Raw genomic sequence first — 15,750 nt, forward strand, 5'->3', positions numbered from 1 at the left:
CGTCAGGGCTATTCGTGCCCTGACGGGTCCCATGCGTGATCGACTGAGGTTTTTGCAATCTTGCGATCGCGTCGTAATAGCTCCAATACCTCAGTATGCGCAATGCGAGTTTCTGAGATAAAGCGGGTATTATCATCCAGATGCTGCCCGATCCGATCCGTTGACATACGATCGTGCTCTGCAAAGCGTAATGCCTGACGCCGCGCTTGGTAGGCTCGCATTCCCAAGGCTTCCAGCGCTTTCTCGCCGACTTTGAGCGACGATAAAAACACCTCTCGTTCGATATAATCCGCTCCTGCTGCTTTTAACTCATGATAATGAATGGCATCAAAGGCACGCGTGTAGATTTTTAAGTGCGGGTAATTGTGCTTAACGATATCAATGATCTTGCGGGTTTTTTCCTTATCATCAATGGCAATAATTAACAGCTTGGCTTTGTGCGCCCCAGCGGTATGCAGTAAGTCTTCTCGGCTGGCATCGCCATAGAAAATCTTAAAGCCAAAGCGCCGTACCCGCTCAATATGTGCCGCGCTATGATCCAGAACGGTGACCGGAATATCATTGGCAATTAGCAGGCGTCCTGCGACTTGGCCGAAGCGACCGAAGCCGGCAATAATGACCGCATCATCCTGATCTTCCATTTCCTCGTTATTAACGTCGGTGGTGTCTTTGTGTTGGTATTTGGGCTGAATGAATTTCTCATTGAGCACTACGAGTATGGGCGTTAGCACCATTGACAGTGCAATGGCTGCGGTCAGAATATCGACCGTGGCTTTGGGCAGTACCTGGTTCTGCAAACTAAATGAGAGCAGCACAAAGCCAAACTCACCACCTTGCGCCAGCGTAAAGGCAAACCAATATCGTGGGCCGCCTTTAAGGTCAAACAGACCGCCAAGTAGCAGCAGAATCACCAGCTTGATCAGCACTAGTCCGACTACTACGCCGCAAATCAGCAGTGGCTCTAAGGCTAAGAGTTTGAAGTCGATACTGGCACCGACCGATATAAAGAACAGACCCAGTAGCAGGGTTTTAAACGGATCAATATTGGCCTCTAACTCGTGGCGGTATTCGCTATCGGCCAGTACCACGCCGGCGACAAATGCACCCAGGGCTGGTGACAGGCCAACCATATTCATTAATACAGCGATACCCATCACCAGCATGAGCGCCGTGGCGGTAAATAGCTCACGCAAGCGGCTTTCGGCGATATAGCGGAACAATGGACGAGTTAGAAAACGCCCGGCCAAAATAATGCCTAATACCGTTCCGATAACGATGATCGCTTTTTGCCAGCCGGGTAGGTGGAGAATTAAATTAGTACTTTCCGTTGCGTGTGAGGTATCGGTGCCGGTCGTGCTGCCAAGTGTGGCGATTGCGAGTAGTGGTAGCGCGGCAATGACCGGAATAACGGCAATATCTTGAAATAACAACACCGCAAAGCCTGATTTACCACTTTGGGTTTTCATCAGGTTTTTCTCGTCCAGTACCTGCAAGGCAATGGCGGTGGATGACAGTGCCAGAATCAGGCCGATGGCGAGTGAGTTTTCCCAGCTCTGCCCAAGGCTATACGCAACCCCACCAATCGCAGCGGTGGTAATGACCATCTGTAAGCCGCCAAGCCCTAGAATAGGAATACGCATGCGCCATAAGACGGAAGGTTGCAGTTCGATTCCGATCAGGAACAGCATCATCACCACGCCGAATTCGGAGAAGTGCATTAAGCGTTCAGCATCGTCGATAAAGCCCATTGCGAACGGGCCAATTAAAGCGCCGGCGATGAGGTAGCCTAAGACCGAGCCAAGGCCAAGCCGCGTAGCGATCGGGACGGCAATAACACCGGCAGCGAGAAAGATAAAAGCGTGTATCAGTGAATCCATGACTTATCCCTGATTGCTGGTCCAATGATTGAGTGTATGCATCGTTGCTAAGGCTTCTTTGGAAGGGAGCTCCCGCTGTAAATGCCAGAGCACTTGGCGATAGTTTTCCGCATACTCATCGATCTTGGTATTACTGATATCGTGCGCACCGTGTACGGCAAAGGGCGGTAGGTAGTGCATGCCACAGATGGCAGTCGTTTGCTCAAAGGGAATGAGGAATTCACCGATGGTGTGATTGTGACGTTTGCCGGGTTGGTAGTTGTGCGCATCGCCACCGGTACTGATAACATTGCCCAGCGTTTTGCCGTGCAATGTCGTACCTTCGGGGCCGTAGGCATAACCGTATTCCAGCACCAAATCCTGCCATTCTTTAACAATGGCAGGCGCGCTATACCAATAGAACGGATGCTGGAACAGGATAATGTCATGCTCTGAGAGCAGGGCTTGCTCTCGCGGAACATCGATCATGAGATCAGGGTACACCTGATACAGATCGTGAACCGTCACGCCTTCAATGCCTGAGGCCGCTTTCATTAGTCGATACTGGATTCGTGATTTTTCTAGCGCGGGGTGCGCAAATAAAATGAGAATCTGATTCATTAAAGCGGGTCCTCAGGCAGGTGTCGCATTAGGTTGTGAGTGCTGCAATCCTCTGTTGGGCGGCTTGCAAGCGGTCCGGCTTAGCCATTAGGCTGTCGGCGGCAATGACTTCAACATCGAAGATACCAATAAAGCCAAGTAGGTGGCGTAAATACGGCGTGGCGAAGTCAATATCGCTGTCTACCGTTGTGCCACCTGAGGCCGCTACAATAATGGCTTTCTTGCCTTCTAACAATCCTTTAGGGCCGGCCTCAGTATAATTAAATGTAATGCCAACGCGGCTAATTTGGTCAACCCAAGCCTTTAGCGCGGCTGGAATTCCAAAGTTATAGATTGGCATACCGAACACTAAGGTATCGCTGTGCATGATTTCTGCGATTAGTGTATCAGAGAGTGCCAGTAAGTCTTTTTGTGCCGCACTGCGATCAGCTGGCGGCGTGAAATTAGCCCCAATCCAGTCTTCATTGATGGTCGGTACGCCGTCAATGCTAAGGTCGCGGGTAATTACTTCGCTATCGGGCATGGCGGCAATCAGTTGATCTGTTAGTTGGCGTGATACAGAGCCGGTTTGGCGCATGCTGGCGTCGATTCGTAAAATAGTGTGAGTGGTCATTGTTAGCTCCTAAGTGTGAATAATCTTGAGTTTTTTCTTAAGCTTTCAGTGCTTATCGGGGAAGATCGAATAGCAGAATTTCTGCGTCTGCAATCCCCGCAATCTCTATTGCAACACCGGCTTCAAATGTCATTCCGTCACCTGCGTTAAGTGTGTGCTCGCCAATTTGAGCGGTGCCTTTAGCAAGGTGCAGATAGCCAATACGGTCGGCTGCCAGCTGATGGCTCACTTGCTGGTCTTTATCTAGCAGCGTGCCGTACATCAGCGCATCGGTGCTGGCACTTAAGGAGCCATCGCGCCCATCGGGTGACAATAATAGTTTTAGTTGTCCCTGGCGGCTCTCAGGCGCAAAAAACTGCTGTTCATAGTCTGGTTTTACATTCTGCTTATTAGGCAGCAGCCAGATTTGCAGAAAGTGAGCGCCATTGCTCTCCGATGGGTTGAACTCCGAATGCGTGATGCCGCTACCAGCAGACATGCGCTGCACATCGCCAGGGCGAATCACACTGCCATTGCCCATGCTGTCTTTATGCGCCAGTTCGCCATCCAGTACATAACTGATAATTTCCATATTGTTATGTGGGTGGGTTGGGAAACCCGCGCTCGGCGTAATGCGGTCATCATTGATCACACGCAGTACAGAAACACCCATGTGCTCAGGGTCGTAATATTCACCAAAGGAAAAAGTATGGTGGCTATCTAACCAGCCATTTTTGAAATGGCCGCGTTCGTTTGCTTGTCTGATGGTAGGCATAGGAACCTCCTTATTAATCATGGGAGCATCTTAACGTGTGGCTAAAGTTGCAGTAAGGGATATCATGTTCTTACTATATTAACTTGAAGTTGATAATCAATGAGTGGATTTGATGATTTGTTCTGGCTGGTTGAAGTGGTGGAAGCCGGTACGTTAACGGCAGCCGCAGAAAAGCATGAGATTTCAGCAGCGGCGGTGAGTAAGCGGATACGGCTATTGGAGCAGCGCTTGGGTGTGCGTTTATTGGTGCGGACTACTCGCCATTTACGAATGACTGAGGCGGGTGAGATTTACTATCAGCGAGGTAAAGCGCTACTGGCTGAGTTTCAGGAGCTTGAGGATAATGTGGCTTCCACCACGGAGCGCTTATGCGGGCAGATTCGGATTAATGCCCCGATGACCTTTGGCCAACGTCAGCTAGTAAAGCCGATTAGCGAGTTTATGAAGCAATATCCGGAGGTTGAAATCACGCTGCACTTAGATGACCGCGCCATTGATATTATGGGCAGCGATTATGATCTGGTGATGCGTATTGGTGTGTTGGAGGACTCATCCTTGGTTGCGCAGCGCGTGGGTGGTACGGCAATGATGTGTTGTGCATCTCCTCGTTATTTAGAGCAAGCTGGTACGCCAGTCATTCCCGAAGATTTACAGCATCACGAATGCCTGATTTACGAGCAGCAATCGCGGTATTCCAGTTGGGGCTTTGAGCGCGATGGTGAGATCACCAAGGTTTCGGTTAAAGGAAAGCTATCGTCTAATAATGGCGATGTATTGTGCCAGACTGCCTGTAATGATCAGGGCGTTGTGTTGATGCCATTGTTTATTTTGCAGGATGCGTTAAACCGAGGTGAGTTGGTGCAGATATTGCCGAAGTATAGTTTTGAGCCGCTGAATATTTATGCCATGTATCCGACTCGGAATTATTTACCGCTTAAGGTAAAGCGCTTGATTGAGTTTTTGAAAATGCGGCTGGCGTCAGGATACTTGTAAGTAACCCTGAAGAAAATAAACTGGAAGCTAGGAAGCTAGGAAGCTAGGAAGCTAGGAAGCTAGGAAGCTAGGAAGCTAGGAAGCTAGGAAGCTAGGAAGCTAGGAAGCTAGGAAGCTAGGAAGCTAGGAAGCTAGGAAGCTAGGGGAGTTACTGACTAATCTGGAAAATTTGCCTGTAGTTCTGGCTTTAAGCTGGCATCTGAAACCTGATTAAAGATCACCTGTTTGGAGCCGTTGAATGCCATAAAGTGATGTAACTCTTTGCTAAAGGCTGCGATAAGCGCCGCTTTTTTAGTAAGCCATGGCTCCAGCGCAAGATTATGAATATGCAGAATCTGCGTTTTCCGATCAGCCTTGCAATCCATGCGAGCCACCAAGCGACCATCCCATAAAATCGGTAATACAAAATAGCCAAACTTACGTTTCGCAGCGGGTACATAACATTCAATCTGATAATCAAAATCAAATAATGCCTGCATCCGTTTGCGTTGGATAAGTAAATTATCAAAGGGTGATAGAATTTTGAGTTTACTGCGTGGTAGCGGCTTATCCAGTAAGTTGAGCGATTCTGGTAACACATAATAATCCACGCCAGTGATATTGATGGTTTGCAGCTCGCCATCCTCCAGCATGTGTTTAAGCGCTTGAGTAATGAGTGGCTTGGTGTTTTTCAGCAGATAGCTAAACTCCGCCGGCAAGCCAACGCCATGCGCCGATAAAAAGCGACGGATCAAAAACCGCGCATACTCATCGGGTGAGGGCGGTGTATCGTTGATATCTGCGGGTAAGGTGCGCTCGGTCAGATCATAGACTTTGTGAAAATTCTGCCGATAGGGCGTCATTAAGTCACCCTGCATATACAAATATTCCAGCGCTTGCTTGGCGGGTTTACTGTGCCAGTCGCTGGTTTTGGGGCCGGTATGTTCAAAGTCTTTGGCCATTAACGGGCCTTCAGAGCGAATGCGATCATAGACATAGCGCATCAGCTTTTGATCGCGCGGATACCAGTGATCTAATTTTCCGGTAGCCAGAGCGTGTTTACGATGCAGCGAAAAACGATAGTCCCGCATGGGCAAATAAGCTGCCGCATGCCACCAATATTCAAAGACCTGCTTTTGCTCAACCAGCTGTTCTAAATGTTCAGGCTTGTATGCCGGAACCCGATTCCAAAGTGTATGGTGATGCGCTCGCTCAATCACCGAAATAGTGTCGATTTGGATATAGGCTAGTTGCTCTAAAGCATTGAGGGTGTTGGCAATTGCCGAGCCAGACGTTTTGGCTGGCGGCAATTGCTGACTGTGTAGAATGAGTTTACGTGCCTGATCGGGAGAGAGCGATTCAGTCATCACGTGACCTCACTGAGTAGATGCAATCCAGGAAAGAATCACAAACAGCGTGAGCCCGGAAAGTATGGTTTGAATGGTAATAATCTTCGCCATCACGCGCTGATCACCGCCGAGTTGACCGGCTAGGATGTAGGAATTAATCGCGGTTGGCATGGCAAACATCATCACCAATACTTGCAATGGAACAGTCTCCAGTCCGAATGCTGTACCGATTAAGTAAGCCGCAACCGGAAAGACCAGCAGCTTAAAGGCCACTGAAATAACGATCGGATACGACCACCAATCATTAAAGCGAATAATTAATCCCGCCCCAACCGATAGCAAGCCTAAGGTCAGCGCAACTTGGCCCAGCAGCTGACAAGATGCCAGCAACCACTCAGGTAGCGAAATGGATAATGCGTTGAGCAGCAATCCTGTCACGCAGGCGATAATTAGCGGGTTCTTTAATACCACCGCAATTTTGCCGCCCAGCGAAGCCGATTTATTCAGATAAATCGTGAAAATAACCACGCACAAGATATTGATCGACAGCACTTTCACACCAACTGCCAGTGCCACCACATCCATCGCAAGAGGCGAAGTAAAGGCAGTAGCCACCAAGGTCACAGCAATAAATGTGTTGTAGCGAATAGCACCCTGATAGACCGAGGTAAATACCGCTGGGTCTATCGGTCTGATCTTTTGTACTAGCACCAGCGCCGCCGTCATTAGCAATAGCAGCAAAATGATGGCGGTGCTGAGCTTAAGCAATGGCACTTCGGCCAAATCCATCGTCGATATTTTGGAGACAAGCAGGGCTGGGAAAAACACGTAATAGACCATGCGGTCGGAACCGCTCCAAAACGCGTCACTTACAAAGGCTTTGCGTTTTAACGCAAAGCCCAGAAAGATCACCAAAATAATCGGGATGAGAGTGTTACTCATGGCTTAGTAAGGCATCATCATGCCGCGGATCATGAAGTACAGCATAGCCGCCAGTAAGCCAGAAGCCGGTACTGTAATCACCCATGCCGCAGCGATTTTGTACAACATAGAGCGCTGAACCAGTTCCTGCTTGTAAGCCGCTTTCATTTGCTTGCGGTCACGTTTACTCAGGATTTGCTCTGGACCATTTGCAGCCTTCATTTGGCGGATGAATTCACCTTTTTCCTGCAGTGGGGTGTCTTCAAATTCCTGCAGCGTGGCAGCCACTAAAACCGGATCAGAGTCTTCAGCGTGATGCTCTTTAATCTGAGCGATCATGTGCGCCATATTGGCTTCGAAATACTCACGCAAGAAACCAACACCGAATACACCACCAACCGCAATGTGCGTGGAGCTAACCGGTAAACCTAATTGTGTCGCGATAATTACCGTAATGGATGCGGCCATGGCAATACAATACGCACGGGTTTTATCCAGCTCAGTGATTTCAGAGCCAACCGTACGAATCAGTTTTGGTCCGTAGAGTGCTAAACCAATGGCAATACCGATGGCACCAATCACCATAATCCAAAGTGGAATACCAGCTTTACCGGCAACTGCACCAGACATGATCGCTTCATTGATTGCAGCCAATGGGCCGATAGCGTTCGCCACATCATTCGCGCCATGCGCAAAGCTTAGTAGGGCAGCAGAGAAGATCAATGGAATCACAAACATGTCGTTAACTGATTCGCGATTGTTCTCAAGGCTCAGCGCGGCTTTCTTAATTAAAGGACGAGCAATAAACACGACTGCAGCGGCAATCACCAGACCAATAATAGAGGCAGTAAGGAAGTCGATTTTCCACAGCTTTTTCAGGCCTTTCATCATCAGATAAACGCTGAATGCCCACGCCATAATGCCCACTAGCAGCGGGATAATGCGCTCTGAGGCCTTGAGTTTGTCTTTCTGATGGATGACTTGCCGTTCAATGGTATACAAGAATGCTGCTGCAATCAGGCCCCCCATTACCGGTGAGATCACCCAGCTGGCGACGATTTGAATCATCTTGTCCCAGTTGGCAATACCCAGTCCACCAGCTGCGATTCCCGCACCTAATACACCACCAACAATGGAGTGAGTGGTGGAGACTGGCGCGCCAATCATGGTTGCAGCGTTCAGCCACACTGCCGCCGCTAATAGCGCAGCAATCATTAGCCATACAAATACATCCGGATTATTGATTTGTTCCGGATTGATAATGCCGCTTTTAATGGTGCCAACCACACTACCACCGGCAATCAATGCCCCGGCAGCTTCGAAGATGGCGGCGATGACAATAGCGCCCACCAGCGTGATGGCTTTGGAGCCCACCGCCGGGCCGACATTATTGGCGACATCATTCGCACCGATATTCATTGCCATGTAGCCGCCGATAATGGAGGCGACGATCAGCGTCATGCTATTGGGAACGCCAATAAGCTGCGCCTTTACATACAATAGAATACCGATTAGGAAAAGGATGGAGATACTTAAGCGGAAGACATCTTGCCTGCTAAGCAGGTTCAGCCGCGCGATTACAGAGAGTCCGTTGGAGTTCATGGGTAGGTCCCGTATCTGGTTTTGGGTAAGAATCCGCCCTGCATTCGCCGACGTACATGTATGGTGCAGGCTGATTCTTTTGGTGCGGGGATTTGTATCATGTAAAACGTTTCGGGGCCAATAAAAAAGCCCTGAACTGAGGCTCAGGGCTTAATTAAATTCAACAAAATGAATTTTTCAGACTGCTCGTGGCTCGATCCGTTTTACCAGTGTGTTCATTAACAAGCCGTAGGCTGGAACAAACAACGATAAGCTCACTAATAATTTAATGCCGTAATCAACCGCAGCGATTTCAGGCCAGTTGGCCGCCATAAATTCATCGGTGCTTTGATAAAAGGCGATTGCGAAGAACAACAGGGTATCTAAAAAGCCACCAATAACGGTCGATGCCGCTGGTGCAACCCACCATTGGCGAGTCTGGCGTAATTTACTAAATACAGTGACATCTAATAGCTGCCCCAGTGTGTAAGCCACAAAGCTGGCTAATGCGATACGCGCGACAAAGGTATTGAGCTCTGATAGCGCCCCAGTGCCCTGAAATTGTGCTTCAAAGAATAATACAGACAATACATAAGAGATCAGCAGTGCCGGTAGCATTGCCATAAAAATGATTTTACGGGCAGTCGCCGCACCATAGATGCGAATCGTCAGATCGGTTGCCAGAAAGATAAATGGGAAGCTGATGGCGCCCCAAGTGGTATGCAGGCCGAATAAAGTCACCGGAATTTGCACTAAATAGTTGCTAATGGCGATGATAAATAAGTGAAATGCGGCCAAGTACCAAACGGTTCGGTTACTGGCGATAGAGGGTACAGTGTTCATGGTATACCTTTTTGTCAATTGGGGTGCTAGGGAACCCAAGGTTAATCGAATATGAGGAGCGCGATTATACACAGCCAGCGAGTGGGTACAAGCGAAGCCACGCACGATCTGCTGATTGTTTGTGCCAGATCAATGCAAATCGCTCAAATCGGAGTAGAATCAATTTTATTAAAACCAAAGGAGATTGGAGTAATGGCAACTAAACGTTTAGAGCAACTACTCGCGCAACTACAACAAGAAGTTGAGGGCTTGGATGCCGGTAAGGTCGGTGAAAAGGCACGACTGGATGCGTTGATTGCCGAGACTAAGCTGACGTTAGCAGAAGATACCATGGATGCGCAGGCGACCATTCTGGAAGAGTTGCGAACCAAGATCGCTGAGTTTGAGGTTGAGCATCCTACCGCCACGGGTATTGCGCAGCGGTTAATGCAGACCTTAAGCGATATGGGTATCTAATCAGTTAAACAGTTCGGGCAGGCTTTGAATGCAAACATCCGCCAGCGATTTGAATTCAAACCTGCCACTCTCATCCACATATAAGGTATGAGTACCTGCTGCACGACCTGAGGCTAAATCGTGGAAGTAATCACCAACCATCACTGCGTTACTTGGTGTTGCCTGCCACTGGTTGAGTAATTTTAGAATGCCATCGGGTGCCGGTTTTGGTGCGGCGCATTCTCTACTAAGTAAGTTGTCTGGCGTGAAAAAGCCATCCAAGCCCGCCGCTTTGAGCGTGACTTCAATATTAATCGCGTTATTGCGGGTAAGTATGCCGAGCTTGGCACCTTGCTCGGTTAAACGGCTTAGCAATTCAGCCGCACCAGTAGCCGGTTCAGACTGCTTGGCAATCTCCAGCTCGATCTCGTTTAGGCGAATGTGTAAGAGGGCAGCTTCTTCTGCTGGCAATTCATCCAGTGCTTCTAATATCGGCTGACCGAAAGGTAAGCCTAATTCTTTGCGAATTGCATCAAAGTCATGCTTGGAGATGGTCAGCGTGCCATCCATGTCGAAAATCCAGTTTGGATGCTGAAAGAGTGCGTGCTGTGCCATAGTGATTGTCCAGTAAGAAGAGCATACAGATATGCCACAGTGTGCAGCTTAAAAATAGAATTCAACACAAATCGTAACTGTTTTTTGTCTAATTAATAGTCCGTTCATCTGGGATCAGCATAATGGGCATCAGCTTCAAGGGGCTACAACGAAACAAAAATAATAATAAAAATCAAAACAATAAAAATAAATTCGTTGGTCATATCGTAAGAAATAGGGAATTCGTGAATCACTCTCTCCATTCACGAATTCCCATATTCTTCACCGCAGTCTTCGCAATACCTTCAACCGCTTTTCCTACCGTTTCCGGTAAGCTTTAAATCACTACGCTTTAAGATCAAACACGACAATGCCATCTGCGCCGCCGTCTACCGCTGCGACTAATTTTACAGCTGCTGCCTGATGCTCTGGATGGATTAAGTAGGCATCGCGCGTAGCTTCATCTTTAAAGTCGATAATAAATCCGCCGTTATAGCCTTTATCCATGCCCACTTCCGGTGACACATTGTCGCCTGCTGCAAAGCCTAACCAGCCATCAACAACTTGCTCCAGATCCGCAACGGTTTGATACAGCGCTTGGCGCTCATCCGCACTTAAGCTGGCTTTGAATTTCAGTAATACCGCATGCTTAATCATAGAGCTTAATCCTGATCGAATAATTGAATCGCGAAACCGGTTTTCAGCGCTTCTTTGACTTGCTTGTTTTTCTCGCCAAATTTGCCGACTTTGTCTTTAGCCAGTTGGCGGCGTTTGTCGACTACGACATCGCTAAAGCCAGATTTGGTGACATAGTAACGGGCCAAATACTCTGCGCCGGCTAAATCCTGAAAGTCGATATACACAATAAAGGGAGCGGTTGCGCCTTTCTCAAAGCCATCAATGGCTTCTCTGGATTTGGCTGTGACAGAAAAAATGTACATAAAGTTTGCTCGTATGAAGGGAGTAAAAAGCGCACCACAGGTGTTATAGGTGGTGCTATGGGCGCATCTTACAAGATTTCAGCTAAGATTTCAGAGGAAGCGGCGAGGGCTTACTGTCACGATCTAGCCATCCATAAAATGCCCAAGGTCTCTTGCGCGTAATTCTTTTTCTGCCATATCGAGAATTTTGGAGTTGATCTTGCGTCGGGTTAAAGCAATGGCGACAGCGCGCGCTCTTCGGTTCATGGCCGCCGACCCATCTTTAGTGGATGCGACTTCCGCGACGCCAAGCTTTTCATAAACGCCTTTCAAGCGACCCTGAACTGCGCGAACAGATATGGAGCGATATTCAGCAATTGCACTATCAGTTAAGCCGATTGCGATATCGACCAGCACTTCGTATTCTGTGGCATTGAGGTCTAGGTTTTTGTTTGAGCTATTACGTGCAAAGCTTACGGCGCGGTCGATAATGGTCTGGCCTTCAAAAAACACCCCTGCAATCGTGCGCTTCAGTAGCTGGCTGGATGTCGACTTGAGCAAGTAGCCATAGTTAGCATCTTCGGGTGCTACGCGAAAAATACCCCGCACATAGGCTTCATCGGCATAGTTCGACCAAAACAGAATGGGAGTGCTATGGTCCTTTGCCCAAACGACACGCGCCACATCCACCCCTGTTTTGCCCGGCATTTGTAAATCCAGAATGACACTGGAAAAGTCCTGATTTTGCAAAAGCGCAATGGCCTCATCACCATCGCAGGCTTCGGTAATTTCCATCGGGCCAAGGTCACTTTCTTTCAGCGTGTCATGCAAGAAACTGCGATGAAGGTCGTCATCTTCAACAATCAGTACAGAAAAGGTCATAAGTTGGTCTTCTTATCTTGAGAAGGCGAAATCGGGGCGGCCAGAAAAATGCGAGTGCCGGAAGGTTTTAGTGACGTTATTTCAAGCTTTGCACCAAAAAGCGCGGCACGAGTTTGCATATTGTATAAGCCACCTCGGCTGTGAGCTTTTTTGGTATCTAAGCCGCAGCCATTATCACTGACTGATAGTGTCATTGAGCCATTGTGATGAGATAGCTTCACATTAATCTTGGTTGCTTGGGAGTGTTTGAAAGCATTATGAATGGCTTCTTGCGCGATGCGATAAAAGCCAAATTCAATATCTTCAGAGCACTCATTTAAGGTGTCAGGGAGCTCCTCCTCAAAGATCAGCTCAGTATTGGGATAAATGGCGCTTTCTTTTTCGACTTGGTGGCGTACCGCTTCGGCTAAACCAAAGAGTTCCAGCACGGATGGTCGGGCGGCATCAACAATTCTTCGCAACTCAGCCAGGCAGTGTGAAACCTCTGATTTCAATCCATTGAGCTCAACTTTGTTAAGGGTTTGCTTGTCGCTTATGGTCCGTGAAATACGCGATAGGTCAGCCAAGGTTTGGTCATGCAACTCCATGCCCATTTGTGCACGCGTTCTTTCTAAATTTCCGGCCAAGGCGCGGGCACCGCTACGCAATCCTTCCCGCAGTTTTGCTTCATGTTCTGCATCAAGTCGTGCCTGATTGGCTTGGTCGGCTTGGAGTAGGCCGTGCACATAAGGGCTGATTATTCGACTGACCACCAAGGCATTGGCGACATCATCTTCGGTATAAGCCGTGGGCGTGGTTCTTGAGAACGACAAGGCGCCGATTACCCGTCCGGAGATCACCATGGCCACGTGCAAACGTGCCCGCAGATTCGCTTTAAAAATAGGCACGGTATACATGCCTTCTTGCTGGAATTGCTCATCGAACTGAGCATCCGGCGTCACGATATAGTTAATGTTGTTGAGAAAAATCTCACGAATAGGGCTGTCGCTGACCGAGCGCGTTGCACCGCCCCATTCAGTATCCATGCCTGTTTCAAAGGTGCGTAATAACTGACCATCTTCAGATAATATTGCAGCATCAAAATGGTCATGCGCAAGGAAAGGAATCACATCGCCTGAGACTGAGTGAATCACTTCGGTGAGATCCCATCGACCGGCAACCGCAGTTGCAACATCGAGGATTTGGCTGACGCTTAGGGTGCAATTATTAGTAATTATTGACATCGAATCAGGTTAGCACAGTAATATTTTTCTGTGAATTCGTGAACCCGCGCAAGGCTTGCGGGTTCCCGCAAAAGATGAGCGCCTTGCCCCCTGCTAATCGCAGAACCCCTTTGCTACTCTAGCGTTTCAATCGAGGAGAGGGAGGCATAGTGTTGGAAACTGTAGACGCGACAGAGGGTAAAAAGGCTTGCACTAGTCAGGATTTGTTATTGCCGGACGCTAAGTTGGAAAAGCTGCACACCGGAATGACTTGGTGTGAAGGGCCAGTGTATTTTCCAAGCTCCGACACCTTAATGTTTTCAGATATCCCTAATCACCAGCTTTTGCAGTGGGTGCCTGATTTAGGTACCAGAGTTGTCAGTCTCGACTCCAACTATACCAATGGCAATACCCGCGATCAGTCGGGTCGGCGCGTTAGCTGTGAACACCTTAGCAATTCGGTGGTTCGAATTGAAGGAGATGGCTCACGCACTGTTTTAGCCTCAACCTATAATGGAAAACGGCTCAACTCCCCCAATGATGTGGTCGTTTCCAGCGATGGCGCGGTGTGGTTTACTGATCCATCCTACGGCATTATGAGCGACCATGAAGGCCGTGCGCGTGCGTCAGAGCAAGAGGGTTGCTTTGTTTATCGTATTGATCCTGTGTCCGGTGAGTGCAAGGTTGTTTGCGATAGCTTAATCATGCCTAATGGCTTGGCTTTTTCAGCCGATGAGCAAACCCTTTATATTGCCGATTCCAGTCGGTCACATTTTCCCGATGCTAATCACCATGTCTTTGCTTTTGACGTTGAGTCAGGCGGCACGTTGGCTAATCAACGAATTTTCTATGAAGTGGAGCATGGCGTACCAGATGGAATGCGGGTTGATGAGTACGACAACCTGTGGTGTTCATCAGCTCGTGGCGTCGAAATAATCTCGCCTGACGGCCATCAAATCAATCACATTGCTGTGCCTGAAGTAGTTGCCAATCTGACTTTCGGAGGCCCCGAAGGTAACCGGCTCTTTATCACAGCAACATCATCGCTTTACGCCATTTATGTCGGTGTCAGAGGTGTGGATTCACCCTTAGCACAGAGCCATAAGAGTAAATAGCAATCCATTGGAGGATTATCATGACTAAACGTATCAACGACGAATCAAATAACCGACGTAGTTTTCTTAAAACAGCGATGCTTGGAACGGCAGCGGTCGGTGCGGGTGTTGTATTGCCTTCGCTGCCTGTCTCAGAAAATATTGGTGTAGCCAATGCGGCTTCAGATGGAAAAGCTAAGATGGCTTTTATTCAATGGCAGCCACACACGGTGCCGAATGCCTGGAGCAAAGGGATTGAAGAGGTACTCACCGCGCAGCAATCATTTGACTACCAACTGTTGGATGGGCAAAACAAGGTAGAAGTACAGGTGAGCTTGATGGAAACACTCATCAACGACGGTGCTAAAGTCATCTTCTTACAGCCGATTGATTCAGTCGCATTAGCTCCTTCAATTGCTTCCGCTAAGCGCCGTGGTATTTCGGTGATTACCCTAAACATCGACGCCACTGAAGAGCATGCCGCACATGTTGAAATGAATCACTACTTTGGTGCGATGGATATAGCACGAGTGATGGGTGAAAAGATGGGCGGCAAAGGTGAGGTCGCAATTCTCAATGCGCCTCCGGGCATTATTATTCGTGATCAACGCACCAATGGCTTTGTTGAGGGTATGGCTAAATATCATCCGGATATCAAAATCGTGGCTGATGTGAATGCTGAGTGGTCACGCAAAAAAGCGCAGGATGTATTGAGTACCGTACTTGCCTCTAATCCAAACCTAACAGGGGTTTACGGTGTAAACGATTCTATGGCGCTGGGTGCGGTGGATGTTGCCAAGCAAAAGGGCGTTCTGGATAAGATGACCATCTTCGGAAATGACGGCGAGAAAGATGCGCTTGAGTCGATTGAGAAAGGTGAGTTGTCGGGCACTCAATATACCGATGTTTACCAGCAAGGCCGTTTTGCAGCCTCGGTCGCGGCAGTATTAGCCTCTGGTGGAATTTCTGCCAGAGATTTCCAGTCGCAAGGTAAGCTGTTGATGCCATATACGATTGCCACCGCAGATAATGTTGGCGAAATCCAATCTGCACAGCGCTGGTAAGTTATTGATCTAAATAGGGTGGTAAGGGAAACCTTGCCACCTTCGTTTT

At 48.5% G+C, this 15,750-nt stretch carries 17 protein-coding genes; 4 read left to right on the forward strand and 13 right to left on the reverse strand.

Features of this window, described 5'->3' with window-relative positions; genetic code table 11:
- Window positions 1-8: 8 nt before the first annotated feature.
- From LEUMU_RS0123120 to LEUMU_RS0123135, 4 genes are read right to left on the reverse strand one after another with little or no spacing between them, the layout of a single operon-like run.
- Window positions 9-1,877 (reverse strand): monovalent cation:proton antiporter-2 (CPA2) family protein, encoded by a 1,869-nt coding sequence (locus tag LEUMU_RS0123120; protein WP_022954676.1) that lies wholly within the window; start codon window positions 1,875-1,877, stop codon window positions 9-11.
- A 3-nt stretch (window positions 1,878-1,880) separates the two neighbouring features.
- On the reverse strand, window positions 1,881-2,477 hold the full coding sequence (locus LEUMU_RS27490) for an NAD(P)H-dependent oxidoreductase (protein WP_022954677.1): 597 nt from the start codon (window positions 2,475-2,477) through the stop codon (window positions 1,881-1,883).
- Window positions 2,478-2,505: 28 nt separating this feature from the next.
- Window positions 2,506-3,090 (reverse strand): FMN-dependent NADH-azoreductase, encoded by a 585-nt coding sequence (locus LEUMU_RS0123130; protein ID WP_022954678.1) that lies wholly within the window; start codon window positions 3,088-3,090, stop codon window positions 2,506-2,508.
- A gap of 52 nt (window positions 3,091-3,142) precedes the next feature.
- Complete coding sequence (locus LEUMU_RS0123135) at window positions 3,143-3,844, reverse strand: pirin family protein (protein WP_022954679.1); 702 nt, start codon at window positions 3,842-3,844, stop codon at window positions 3,143-3,145.
- Between the two features lie 99 nt (window positions 3,845-3,943).
- Here LEUMU_RS0123135 and LEUMU_RS0123140 point away from each other — a divergent pair, with 99 nt between their 5' ends.
- Window positions 3,944-4,837 (forward strand): LysR family transcriptional regulator, encoded by an 894-nt coding sequence (locus LEUMU_RS0123140; protein WP_022954680.1) that lies wholly within the window; start codon window positions 3,944-3,946, stop codon window positions 4,835-4,837.
- Between the two features lie 155 nt (window positions 4,838-4,992).
- Here LEUMU_RS0123140 and LEUMU_RS0123145 read toward each other — a convergent pair whose 3' ends face one another.
- The 4 genes from LEUMU_RS0123145 to LEUMU_RS0123160 all read right to left on the reverse strand — a co-directional run bounded on the left by LEUMU_RS0123145 (window position 4,993) and on the right by LEUMU_RS0123160 (window position 9,510).
- Window positions 4,993-6,183 (reverse strand): winged helix-turn-helix domain-containing protein, encoded by a 1,191-nt coding sequence (locus LEUMU_RS0123145; RefSeq protein ID WP_022954681.1) that lies wholly within the window; start codon window positions 6,181-6,183, stop codon window positions 4,993-4,995.
- Between the two features lie 9 nt (window positions 6,184-6,192).
- Window positions 6,193-7,107 carry an AEC family transporter gene (locus LEUMU_RS0123150; RefSeq protein WP_022954682.1) on the reverse strand — a complete coding sequence of 305 codons (915 nt, stop codon included), beginning with the start codon at window positions 7,105-7,107 and terminating at the stop codon, window positions 6,193-6,195.
- Window positions 7,108-7,110: 3 nt separating this feature from the next.
- Window positions 7,111-8,688: an inorganic phosphate transporter gene (locus LEUMU_RS0123155; RefSeq protein ID WP_022954683.1), complete on the reverse strand. Its 1,578-nt coding sequence runs from the start codon at window positions 8,686-8,688 to the stop codon at window positions 7,111-7,113.
- Between the two features lie 177 nt (window positions 8,689-8,865).
- On the reverse strand, window positions 8,866-9,510 hold the full coding sequence (locus LEUMU_RS0123160) for a 7-cyano-7-deazaguanine/7-aminomethyl-7-deazaguanine transporter (RefSeq protein ID WP_022954684.1): 645 nt from the start codon (window positions 9,508-9,510) through the stop codon (window positions 8,866-8,868).
- Window positions 9,511-9,702: 192 nt separating this feature from the next.
- On the opposite strand from LEUMU_RS0123160, the gene LEUMU_RS0123165 reads away from it, so the two are divergent.
- On the forward strand, window positions 9,703-9,966 hold the full coding sequence (locus LEUMU_RS0123165; protein WP_022954685.1) for a DUF4404 family protein: 264 nt from the start codon (window positions 9,703-9,705) through the stop codon (window positions 9,964-9,966).
- On the opposite strand, the gene LEUMU_RS0123170 is transcribed toward LEUMU_RS0123165, so the two are convergent.
- The 5 genes from LEUMU_RS0123170 to LEUMU_RS0123190 all read right to left on the reverse strand — a co-directional run bounded on the left by LEUMU_RS0123170 (window position 9,967) and on the right by LEUMU_RS0123190 (window position 13,564).
- The gene (locus tag LEUMU_RS0123170) at window positions 9,967-10,560 is read right to left on the reverse strand and encodes an HAD family hydrolase (protein ID WP_022954686.1); all 594 of its coding nucleotides are present in this window, start codon (window positions 10,558-10,560) and stop codon (window positions 9,967-9,969) included. It lies immediately after the preceding gene.
- 324 nt (window positions 10,561-10,884) lie between these two features.
- The gene (locus tag LEUMU_RS0123175; RefSeq protein WP_022954687.1) at window positions 10,885-11,196 is read right to left on the reverse strand and encodes a Dabb family protein; all 312 of its coding nucleotides are present in this window, start codon (window positions 11,194-11,196) and stop codon (window positions 10,885-10,887) included.
- A gap of 5 nt (window positions 11,197-11,201) precedes the next feature.
- Complete coding sequence (locus LEUMU_RS0123180) at window positions 11,202-11,480, reverse strand: hypothetical protein (protein WP_022954688.1); 279 nt, start codon at window positions 11,478-11,480, stop codon at window positions 11,202-11,204.
- Window positions 11,481-11,603: 123 nt separating this feature from the next.
- Window positions 11,604-12,341 (reverse strand): response regulator transcription factor, encoded by a 738-nt coding sequence (locus LEUMU_RS0123185; protein ID WP_022954689.1) that lies wholly within the window; start codon window positions 12,339-12,341, stop codon window positions 11,604-11,606.
- The gene (locus LEUMU_RS0123190) at window positions 12,338-13,564 is read right to left on the reverse strand and encodes a sensor histidine kinase (protein WP_022954690.1); all 1,227 of its coding nucleotides are present in this window, start codon (window positions 13,562-13,564) and stop codon (window positions 12,338-12,340) included. Before LEUMU_RS0123190 ends, LEUMU_RS0123185 begins: the two co-directional genes overlap by 4 nt.
- A gap of 152 nt (window positions 13,565-13,716) precedes the next feature.
- Here LEUMU_RS0123190 and LEUMU_RS27495 point away from each other — a divergent pair, with 152 nt between their 5' ends.
- Window positions 13,717-14,658, forward strand: a complete 942-nt coding sequence (locus tag LEUMU_RS27495; protein ID WP_051156168.1) for an SMP-30/gluconolactonase/LRE family protein — start codon at window positions 13,717-13,719, stop codon at window positions 14,656-14,658.
- Window positions 14,659-14,678: 20 nt separating this feature from the next.
- Window positions 14,679-15,701: a sugar ABC transporter substrate-binding protein gene (locus LEUMU_RS28410; RefSeq protein ID WP_022954692.1), complete on the forward strand. Its 1,023-nt coding sequence runs from the start codon at window positions 14,679-14,681 to the stop codon at window positions 15,699-15,701.
- Window positions 15,702-15,750: the final 49 nt, after the last annotated feature.

This window comes from Leucothrix mucor DSM 2157 (genome assembly GCF_000419525.1).
GTDB lineage: Bacteria > Pseudomonadota > Gammaproteobacteria > Thiotrichales > Thiotrichaceae > Leucothrix > Leucothrix mucor.

Bases quoted from the DNA above. Each gene is read 5' to 3' on its own strand.
- LEUMU_RS0123120 (WP_022954676.1), bottom strand. From the start codon at position 1,877: ATGGATTCACTGATACACGCTTTTATCTTTCTCGCTGCCGGTGTTATT.
- LEUMU_RS27490 (WP_022954677.1), bottom strand. From the start codon at position 2,477: ATGAATCAGATTCTCATTTTATTTGCGCACCCCGCGCTAGAAAAATCA.
- LEUMU_RS0123130 (WP_022954678.1), bottom strand. From the start codon at position 3,090: ATGACCACTCACACTATTTTACGAATCGACGCCAGCATGCGCCAAACC.
- LEUMU_RS0123135 (WP_022954679.1), bottom strand. From the start codon at position 3,844: ATGCCTACCATCAGACAAGCAAACGAACGCGGCCATTTCAAAAATGGC.
- LEUMU_RS0123140 (WP_022954680.1), top strand. From the start codon at position 3,944: ATGAGTGGATTTGATGATTTGTTCTGGCTGGTTGAAGTGGTGGAAGCC.
- LEUMU_RS0123145 (WP_022954681.1), bottom strand. From the start codon at position 6,183: ATGACTGAATCGCTCTCTCCCGATCAGGCACGTAAACTCATTCTACAC.
- LEUMU_RS0123150 (WP_022954682.1), bottom strand. From the start codon at position 7,107: ATGAGTAACACTCTCATCCCGATTATTTTGGTGATCTTTCTGGGCTTT.
- LEUMU_RS0123155 (WP_022954683.1), bottom strand. From the start codon at position 8,688: ATGAACTCCAACGGACTCTCTGTAATCGCGCGGCTGAACCTGCTTAGC.
- LEUMU_RS0123160 (WP_022954684.1), bottom strand. From the start codon at position 9,510: ATGAACACTGTACCCTCTATCGCCAGTAACCGAACCGTTTGGTACTTG.
- LEUMU_RS0123165 (WP_022954685.1), top strand. From the start codon at position 9,703: ATGGCAACTAAACGTTTAGAGCAACTACTCGCGCAACTACAACAAGAA.
- LEUMU_RS0123170 (WP_022954686.1), bottom strand. From the start codon at position 10,560: ATGGCACAGCACGCACTCTTTCAGCATCCAAACTGGATTTTCGACATG.
- LEUMU_RS0123175 (WP_022954687.1), bottom strand. From the start codon at position 11,196: ATGATTAAGCATGCGGTATTACTGAAATTCAAAGCCAGCTTAAGTGCG.
- LEUMU_RS0123180 (WP_022954688.1), bottom strand. From the start codon at position 11,480: ATGTACATTTTTTCTGTCACAGCCAAATCCAGAGAAGCCATTGATGGC.
- LEUMU_RS0123185 (WP_022954689.1), bottom strand. From the start codon at position 12,341: ATGACCTTTTCTGTACTGATTGTTGAAGATGACGACCTTCATCGCAGT.
- LEUMU_RS0123190 (WP_022954690.1), bottom strand. From the start codon at position 13,564: ATGTCAATAATTACTAATAATTGCACCCTAAGCGTCAGCCAAATCCTC.
- LEUMU_RS28410 (WP_022954692.1), top strand. From the start codon at position 14,679: ATGACTAAACGTATCAACGACGAATCAAATAACCGACGTAGTTTTCTT.